Consider the following 8,904-nt stretch of genomic DNA (forward strand, 5'->3'; position numbering starts at 1 on the left):
AACCCCAGTGAAAAGGCTGACACAGGTCAGCGAATACCACACGCCCACAACACAATCAGGCGATCACGCGCCCCAACCCCACCCCACCTGAACTCCTTCCACGGATCCAGGCTGAGGTGCGAGGAGCGATAGCGACGAGCCTCGAAGGGTCCTGGCGAGATGCGTGGCAGACCCTTCGTGACGCGCCCTCCGCAAGCTCCGGGCGCTCCTCAGGGAACAGAGATCTCCTCGATCACCCGAGCCGGGCGATGGTCTCGACGGCCGACTCCTCGACGGCGTCGCGGTATCCGCTCCCGGCCCAGAGGTTGATCCCGTCGGGGTCGTTGCTGGCGGCGCGTCGGATGCCACCGGTCAACGTGTTGACGGCCGGGTACTCGGCCACCGCGGCGTCGGAGAACCTGTCGGTGAACAGGTTTCGCAGGGCGCGTGCCGGTCGGCCGCTGAACGCCCAGGTGACCACGGTGTCGGTTCGGTCCGGATCGGCGAGAGCCGCCCCGTGCGCGGGTTTGGTGCCGGCCTCGGTGGTCCGCAACAAAACCGTACCCACCTGCACCGCAACGGGTCCCGCGGATCGGACCTCGTCGGCCCGGGCCGACGTGGAGATCCCACCCGCCGCCACGATCGGCAGCGGCACCCGGTCGGCGACCGCGCGGATCAAGTCGTCGAGCGGCTCTGTGGGAGGAGTGGTCCGGCGGTCGAAGACCGATCGATGGCCACCGGCGTCGGGACCCTGCACGCACAGCCAGTCGGCCCCTGCTCGACCGGCGATCTCGGCGTCCGTGGCCGTGGTGACCGTGACCCCGACACTGCACCCGTGCCGGTGCAATTCGGCGACGACCTCGGGTGCGGGACACCCGAACGCGAAGGACACGAGCGGAATCCGCTCGTCGCACACCAGCCGGATCTTGTCGTCGAAGTGATCATCGTCCTCGCCCAGGTCCTCGACCTCGGGAAGCGTCACGCCCAGACTTCGCGCATACGGGACGAGTTCGGCGCGGTAGCGGGCGAGGTCGTCGCGGTTCACCGGCTCCGCCTCGGGAACGAAGATGTTGACACCGAAGACCTCGGTGCCGGCCGTCCGCACGGCCGCGATGTCGGCGCGCACCTTGTCGGGGGTCAGGTACCCCGCGGCGAGCTGGCCGACACCGCCGGCCGATGCCGCGGCCACCACCAGTTCCGGGGTGCTCGGACCACCGGCCATGGGGGCCGCGACGACGCGGCTGGAGAGCTCACGCAGATCGAACATTCAGGCTTTGTCCTTCGCCGCACGGACCGCAGTGAACTGCGACAGTCGCGCCTCTGCCACCGAATCCATCTGCTCGAGCTCCATCCCCTTGGTCTCCTCGACCTTCCGGAGGACGTAGAAGAACGAGGCCGCGGCGCAGAAGGCGAAGAAGCCGTAGATGATTCCGAGTCCGACGGCTTCGGTCATCGGCGGGAACAGCATCGAGATGGTGAAGTTCGCGACCCAGTTCACGGCCGTGCAGACGCCCAGGGCGACACCACGGATGCGGTTGGGGAACATCTCCCCCAGCATCACCCACATCACCGGGCCCCACGTCGCGGCGAAGGCGACCACGAACAGGTTGGCGCCGATCAGTGCGACCACACCCCATGGATCGGGCAGGGTGATGTTCTCGCCCTCGCCGATCTGCTGGGTGAACGCGATACACGCCATGAGCAGGCCGATGAACATGCCCACCGAACCGCCGAGCAGCAGTTTCCGCCGCCCGACGCGGTCGACGAACAGGATCGCCACGAAGGTCATGACGACGTTGATGACGGCGGTGATCACCGATGTCTTGAACGAGTCGGCCTCGGAGAAGCCGACGGACTGCCACAGCGTCGTCGAGTAGTAGAAGATCGCGTTGATACCGACGAACTGCTGGAAGATGGCCAACCAGATGCCGACCCAGACGAGCGGGTGCAGCCCGAACGACGGTCCGGCGATGTCCCTGATCGACGACTTCGCCTCGCGCTTGACCGTCAGCTTGATCTCTTTGACCCGCTCGAGGGGGTTCTCCTCGCCCGTCACCTCCTGCAGGATCCGGGCCGCCTCGGCATCACGGTTGCGGCCCACCAGGTATCGCGGCGACTCCGGGATCAGCAGCGCCAGCACACCGTAGACGACGGCGGGCACGACACCGACGAGGAACATCCACCGCCACGCCTCGAGGCCCCACCAGAATTCGTTCGACGCGCTGCCGGCGCTGTCGGCGAGCAGTGCGTCGGAGAGGAGTGCCGCGAAGATGCCCAGCGTGATCGCGAGCTGCTGCATCGAGGCAAGCGCCCCGCGGTAGCGGGCCGGCGCGATCTCGGAGATGTAGGCCGGCGCGATGACCGAGGCGATGCCGATGCCGATTCCGCCCAGCACGCGCCACAGCAGCAGGTCGGGAATCGTCTGGGTGAAGCCGGTTCCGATCGCGGAGATGATGAAAAGCGCCGAGCCGAGCAGCATCACGCGCTTGCGTCCCCAGACGTCGGCCAGCCGGCCGGCGAACCACGCGCCGAGCGCACAGCCGAGCAGTGCGATCGCGACGGCGAAGCCGGTCATGAGCTTGCCGAGCCCGAAATCCGCTTCGATCGAGTCGACCGCGCCGTTGACGACCGAACTGTCGAAGCCGAACAGGAACCCGCCGACCGCGGCGGCGACCGTGACCCCGATGACCTTGGCTGTGTGCTGTTCGGCGACTTCGCGCTGTGCGTCGGTCATGGCGTCGTCCTGACCGTCGTAAGAGCCCACCGCAGGATGTGTGTCATGTCCGTGACCTCGCTGTCCGGTTGCATGGACGCCGGGTGATCGACGTGGCGATCAATCTACTCGCGTGCATCGCCGAGTCTGACGGTAACGGACACAGTCGCATGCATAGCGCAGATACGCCCCACGGTATGGCGTGGGACGCCTCGGTGACAGTGTTGGTCTGGCGCGGACAGGTCAGCCGGTCTCCCAGACACCGGGATTCGCCCGGATCCGGACTCCGGACCCGATCACGTCGGCCAGCGGGGCGGGACGCCCGAAGTGATAGCCCTGCGCGAGGTCGCAACCGACCTCGGCGACCGTGGCTGCCTGCGACTCGGTCTCGACTCCCTCGGCGACGACCCGCATGCCCGCGGCGTGCGCCATCGTGACGATGCCGGCCAGGATCGACTTCGCACTGGGGTGCTCGTCAAGGGCGTCGACGAACGACTTCGCGGTCTTCAGCACGCTGACCGGCAGTCGGTAGAACTCGCTCAGCGACGACGCTCCGGTGCCGAAATCGTCCAGCGAGACCTGGGTCCCGAGATCGCGCACCTCGCCCAGCAGGGTCAGCAGGTCCCCGTCGAGTGGATCGAGCGCACTCTCGGTGATCTCGAGGCAGAACGCCGCGGGGTCCATGCCCGACCGGGCCATCGTGTCGCGGAGCCGCGTCGGGAACTGGCCGTTGGTGAGCTCCCGACGGGAGACGTTGATACACAACATCACCCGACGCAGTTCCGGTACGGCGGCCACCTCGGCGGCCGCGGTCTCCAGCACGTAGTTCCCCACCCGGTCGATGAGATTGGATCCTTCCGCGAGCGGGATGAACTCGGTCGGCGAGATCGAACCCAGTTCCGGGTGACGCCAGCGCAGAAGGCTTTCCAGCCCCACCAGCGTGCCGTCGCCGGTCGACACGATCGGTTGGTAGTGGATCTCGAGCTGACCGGTGTCGGTGTCGAGGACCCGGCGCAGTTCTTCCTCGATACGTTGCCGGCGCTGGAGTTCCTCCCGATGCTGCGTCTCGAACCGGACGTAGCGTGCCCGAGAGGCCTTGCGCGCCTGGTACAGCGCGATGTCGGCGTCGCGCAGCAGATCGGTGGCGGTGTATTCGTCACCGGCCTTGACCGTTGCCACGCCGATGCTCGCCTCCACCTTGAGGGGCTCGCTGCGGATACTGACCGCTATGGGCTCGTACACCGCCCCGCGGATCTTGTCGATCTGCTGCTCGATCTCCTCGGCCGAACACGCGATCCCGAGGGTGGCCACCAGGACGAACTCGTCGCCCCCGATCCGGCCCACCGCGGCCTCCTCGGGGGTCGCCGTCGCCAATCCCTGTGCGACCGCGTGCAGTACCTCGTCACCCACCGCATGCCCGAGCGAGTCGTTGACGAGTTTGAAGTTGTCGAGGTCGATGTAGAAGATCGCGACGCAGCAGGCGTTCTCCTCTTCATTGAGTCGGGCCATGTGCGACTCGAGTTCGCGAATGATGCCTGACCGGTTGTACAACCCGGTCAACGGGTCGTGTACGGCCTCCCACGCCAGCTGGGACGTCTCGCGATAGCGGTCGGTGATGTCGACGAAGGACACCAGGGCGACGACCTCGGCGCCGTCGTCGTCGATGGGCCGGCAACTGCATGACAGCCAGCGCTCGCCGAGCGGCGTGGTGATCGTCGCGGTGGCGTCGGTGACCGCCTCGCCGGTGCGCAGGCACTGTGCGATCGGTGACTCGCCCGCGATGAAATCCAGGGGCAGTTCGTGGACGCTCGCGCCCGGGCTCGCTCCAGTACCCAGCATGGTTCCGGCCGCCGGGTTCGCCAGTTCGATGTGCCCGTCTTCGCGGACGACGATGACCGCCTGGTGCAGGGCGGCGAGGATCGTGCCGAGGCGCTCGATGAGGGGTCGACGAGTCGGTTCCGCGACGATGAGAAAGCCGTCGTCCATGGTCGTGATCGATGTGTGTGCGAGGAACGACCGTCCGGTGTCGGAACGCCGGTGCAACTGGTCGACGGTTCCGCCCAGCGCCACCGCCGCGTGGGGATCGACGTGCGCCCCGATGACGTCGTCGAGGTGTAGTCCGATCGCCTCGGAGGCCTGCCTGCCGTACATCTGTTCTGCCGCCGGATTCCAGGACCTCACCGTCCTGTCGTCGTCGACGGCGATCACGGCGTTGCTCACGTGGTCGAGCAGCGCTGCTTGTCTGCGCAGCGCGGACTCGACCGCCTTCTGGGCGGTGATGTCTCGGAGGATGACCTGATAGGCCGGCTGATCGTGCCAGACGGTGCGCACCGAGGTCACCTCCATTGGCCGGGAAACCCCGTGTGCGTCCACCATGACCACTTCCTCGGGCGTGGTCGACGCGCCGGCCTCGTCGCCCATGCCGATGATCCGCTCGATCATCTGCGGCAGTTCGTCGGGATGGACGAACTCGGCGATCGAACGACCCAGCATCGCTTCGCGGTCGTCGACTCGCGCGAACGCCAGGGCGGCTGAGTTCACATAGACGATGAGGCCGTCCTGGTGCACCGCGATCGCGTCCGGACTCAGTTCGAGAAGCAGGCGGTAACGCTCGGCGACCGCCGCGTCACTGGCACGGGCCATGGGCTCGGCGTCCGGAGCGACGAGGCCGGGCCGGTCATCGTCGCTGTGCGTCGGTCGGCTCACTGCGTCACCCCCTCGATCCGTCATCCCCCAACCGCCCATCCTCCCCTACCTGGCTTCGAAAAGGGGGCGCTGCGCGGTGCAAGACTGCGTCAATCGGAAATTTCGCCCTCGAATACCTGCGTGAACTGGCCGAATGTCGGGTTTGGGCGGGATCCTGGAAAGCGGGTTACCCGCACGGGGAACCGCGATGGCCCAAGCGCCATCGTCTATCGCACAGAAAGTTCACGATCATGACGATTCAATGTTCGACCATCTCCGGCCTGGGCGCCGTCACGGGGTACGGCTGGGGCCGCGACGCACTCTGGAGCGGTCTCGTCTCCGGCAAGTCGGCGGCCGCACTCCATCAGGGTTTCGGGTTCACGGGTGGCCAGACGACCGGTGCCGAGGCGTCTGACGACACCGCAGAGCCCGGATGGATCGTGCGGGTTCCCGAAGGTGGGCAGCAGTCCGACGGTCGCACCCGCTTCTCGCGCGCGATGCGTGCCGCGGCGCGTGAGGCGATCGAGGACGCGATGGCGCGCGGCTGGACCCCGGGGTCCCGGGTGGGACTCGTGCACGCCTGCGTGCTCGGCGACCTCGACATGTACCCGATCGTCACCTCCGGCGTCGGCCAGTACACCGGACGGCAGTACCTCTCGGTCACCCCGTCGACGCCGGTGTCTCTGCTGATGCAGGAGTACGGCTTCCACGGACCCGCGATCACGGTGTCGGCCATGTGCACCTCCGGCTCGGCGGCCATCGTCACCGCGAAATCGTGGCTCGACTCCGATCTCGTCGACGACGTCGTCGTGGTGGCGACCGACCTGTCGGCCCGGCCCGAGGTCGTGGCGATGTTCGTACAGCTCGGTGTCGCCATCACCGACACCGATGCGCTCAACGCGTGCCGCCCGTTCCAGGAGGGCAGCCGCGGATTCACCTTCGGCGAGGCGGCGATAGCGTTCACGATGACCAACCGTGCCGCCGACGGTTACGCAGATGTGCTGGGCGGGTCGATGTCCCACGACGCCTTCCACGTCACGTCGATCGATCCGGAACTGACCGGCGTCCGTTCGTGCGTGGAGCAGTCGCTCACGATGGCCGGCGTCGACGGCGGGAGCATCCGCTACCTCAATGCGCACGGGCCGGGGACCCGCCAGTGCGATCGCGCGGAGGCGACCATCGCCGAGCAGATGGTGCCCAACGCCGAGGTGTTCTCGGTGAAACCGCTTGCCGGTCACTGTCAGGGCGCTGCCGGAGCTGTCGAACTCGCGGCGTCTTTACTCGGCTACGAGCGGGGCGAGATCCCGGCGAGCCCGCGGGTCGCCGAGGCGATCATCCCGCAATTGCTCGACGGACGAACCGATCTGGTCAGCGGGTTGACCCTCAAGACCTCCCTCGGAATGGGCGGACACAACGCGGCGGTCGTTCTCGCGCCCAATGCGTGAATGGTGTGACGTCCTGCTGACCTCGATGCGGCCCGGGCTCGCCGCTCGGGCCGCATCGAACCGGAAATGCTGCGGAATACCGCGTCGCGTCCCACAATTCAGCAATGAGCAACGAACCCGATCCTCCGGTGGGCGATTCGACGCGGACTGACCCGCCGCCGACATCGGGTGCCCGCCACGCCTTGACGCTGTTCCTCAACTCACCGTTCGCCGGCATGTCCCCGTGGATCCTGATGGCGCTGCTCGCGGGGCCCGGTCGATTCGAGGAGGCCGCGGCCTCGGCGTTCGCGCTGTCACTCCTCCTGGTCATCGGTGGCCACAAGCGCGGTACGAGCGTCAAACTCCTCGAGGTCTTCGACGTCACGTACTTCGGCACGATGGCGATCATCGCGCTGTTCGCCTCCGACCACGTCATCGACTGGTTGGAGCGTTGGGGCGGAGAGATGACCAACATCGCGCTGGTCTCCTTCGCGCTGGGGTCGATCCTTGTGCGCCAGCCGTTCACGCTTCAGTACGCACGGGAGACCACCGAGAAAGAATTCTGGGACAGCCCGCTGTTCATCCACATCAACTACGTCATCACCTGGGCGTGGGTCGGCGGCTTCGGCGTCGCCGCTATCTCGGGCGCGTTCGGCGATCTGGTGCTCGACGACCCGAACAACTTCTGGACCGGATGGATCATCCAGATCGGCGGCACGATCTTCGCGATCGCCTTCACCGAGTTCTATCCCGACTACGCGACCTACCGGGCTGCGGTTCGTGAGGGTTGGGCCACCGACGAGAAGCCCGAGAGCATCATGCATCTGTTCGGTTGGGTGCCGATCTACGTTCTCGCGATCGGCATCTCCGGACTGGTCACCGACTCCCTCGGGACAGTTGCCGGTGTCGTCCTCATCGTCGCGGGCGTCGTCGCGATCAACGTGTTCAAGCGGATGACGGCCGCCATGGACGCACGGCTGGAGGCGACGGCGGGACGACCGACACAGAGCTGACCCGGGTCGGACGCCTCGGCGCGGCCCGATCGCTCGATCGGTAGTGTCGACGGCATGAAACTCGACGGCGTAGGAATCTGGAGTTCACCGCTACGGTACGGAGACACCGGGGAGGCCGCCGAAGCGGCTGCCGAGCTCGACGACCTGGGATTCACGGCCCTCTGGATCCCCGATGTGGGGGGTCCGGTGCTCGACTCGGTCGAGAACCTGCTCGGCGCGACACGGAAGGCCATCGTCGCCACCGGCATCCTCAACATGTGGATGCACGAGCCGCACGATGTCGCGGCCGCGCATGCGCGCCTCACCGAGCAGTTCGGTCCTCGCTTCCTCCTGGGCCTCGGGATCAGCCACGCGCCGTTGATCGACGCCCAGGAAGCCGGTCGCTACCAGAAGCCGCTCGCGACCACCAAGGCGTTCCTCGACGGTCTGGACGAGGCACCGCAGCCGGTGCCGGCCGATGCACGAGTACTGGCCGCCCTCGGGCCGAAGATGTTGCAATTGTCCGCCGACCGGACCGCCGGAGCCCACCCCTACCTGGTGACCCCGGACCACACCAAGGTCGCCCGGGAGACCCTCGGCGACGGTCCGCTGCTCGCACCGGAACAGACGGCGATTTTCGCCGCCGACCGCGACGAGGCGCGCGCCGTCGGCACCAAGTGGCTCAAGGGTTACCTCGCGATGCCGAACTACGCGAACAACCTTCGGCGCCTCGGGTTCTCCGAGGACGATTTGAGCTCGGTGAGCGACCGCCTGTTCGACGCCCTGATCGTCTGGGGCGACGACGCGGCGATCCTGAAGCGGATCGACGAGCATCGGTCCGCCGGCGCCGACCACGTGTGCGTCCAGGTTCTCCAAGCCGACCACCGGGGCTTCCCTCGCGAGCAGTGGCGTCGCCTCGCGGCAGCGCTGGGGTGATGCGTACGGTCCTTGAGGTGCGGCCACCCTCTGCTCCCTCATCCGAAGGAACGACATGACCATTGCTCCCTAATCCGAAGAGTTAGGTGAGGTGGCTGCTCAGGCCGCTCCGTGGGGTGTGATGGTGACGTCGTATCCGAGTTTGTGTAGGTCGTAAATGGCGCGGTTCTTGGTG

The 8,904-nt window shown here is 67.0% G+C and carries 6 protein-coding genes; 3 read left to right on the forward strand and 3 right to left on the reverse strand.

Annotation, left to right across the window (positions count from 1 at the left end; translation table 11 throughout):
- Positions 1-232: 232 nt before the first annotated feature.
- The 3 genes from FFS52_RS23090 to FFS52_RS23100 form a co-directional block, all read right to left on the reverse strand.
- A complete protein-coding gene (locus FFS52_RS23090) occupies positions 233-1,246 on the reverse strand; it encodes a nitronate monooxygenase (RefSeq protein WP_137811039.1) in 1,014 nt (337 codons plus the stop codon).
- Complete coding sequence (locus tag FFS52_RS23095; RefSeq protein WP_137811040.1) at positions 1,247-2,713, reverse strand: sugar porter family MFS transporter; 1,467 nt, start codon at positions 2,711-2,713, stop codon at positions 1,247-1,249.
- A gap of 222 nt (positions 2,714-2,935) precedes the next feature.
- Complete coding sequence (locus FFS52_RS23100) at positions 2,936-5,335, reverse strand: EAL domain-containing protein (protein ID WP_137811043.1); 2,400 nt, start codon at positions 5,333-5,335, stop codon at positions 2,936-2,938.
- 293 nt (positions 5,336-5,628) lie between these two features.
- Here FFS52_RS23100 and FFS52_RS23105 point away from each other — a divergent pair, with 293 nt between their 5' ends.
- The 3 genes from FFS52_RS23105 to FFS52_RS23115 all read left to right on the forward strand — a co-directional run bounded on the left by FFS52_RS23105 (position 5,629) and on the right by FFS52_RS23115 (position 8,729).
- Positions 5,629-6,822, forward strand: coding sequence for a beta-ketoacyl synthase N-terminal-like domain-containing protein (locus FFS52_RS23105; RefSeq protein ID WP_137811041.1), 1,194 nt, complete (start codon positions 5,629-5,631; stop codon positions 6,820-6,822).
- Positions 6,823-6,926: 104 nt separating this feature from the next.
- Entirely contained in the window at positions 6,927-7,814 is an 888-nt protein-coding gene (locus tag FFS52_RS23110; RefSeq protein WP_249356622.1) for a hypothetical protein, read from the forward strand.
- Positions 7,815-7,868: 54 nt separating this feature from the next.
- Positions 7,869-8,729 (forward strand): LLM class F420-dependent oxidoreductase, encoded by an 861-nt coding sequence (locus FFS52_RS23115; protein ID WP_137811042.1) that lies wholly within the window; start codon positions 7,869-7,871, stop codon positions 8,727-8,729.
- The last annotated feature ends 175 nt before the right edge of the window (positions 8,730-8,904 follow it).

It is taken from the genome of Gordonia sp. ALPHA1B1 (genome assembly GCF_005502615.1).
In the GTDB taxonomy this organism is placed as follows: Bacteria; Actinomycetota; Actinomycetes; order Mycobacteriales; family Mycobacteriaceae; genus Gordonia; species Gordonia hongkongensis.

Coding starts and splice junctions, on each gene's coding strand:
- FFS52_RS23090 (WP_137811039.1), bottom strand. CDS start 1,246: ATGTTCGATCTGCGTGAGCTCTCCAGCCGCGTCGTCGCGGCCCCCATG.
- FFS52_RS23095 (WP_137811040.1), bottom strand. CDS start 2,713: ATGACCGACGCACAGCGCGAAGTCGCCGAACAGCACACAGCCAAGGTC.
- FFS52_RS23100 (WP_137811043.1), bottom strand. CDS start 5,335: ATGGCCCGTGCCAGTGACGCGGCGGTCGCCGAGCGTTACCGCCTGCTT.
- FFS52_RS23105 (WP_137811041.1), top strand. CDS start 5,629: ATGACGATTCAATGTTCGACCATCTCCGGCCTGGGCGCCGTCACGGGG.
- FFS52_RS23110 (WP_249356622.1), top strand. CDS start 6,927: ATGAGCAACGAACCCGATCCTCCGGTGGGCGATTCGACGCGGACTGAC.
- FFS52_RS23115 (WP_137811042.1), top strand. CDS start 7,869: ATGAAACTCGACGGCGTAGGAATCTGGAGTTCACCGCTACGGTACGGA.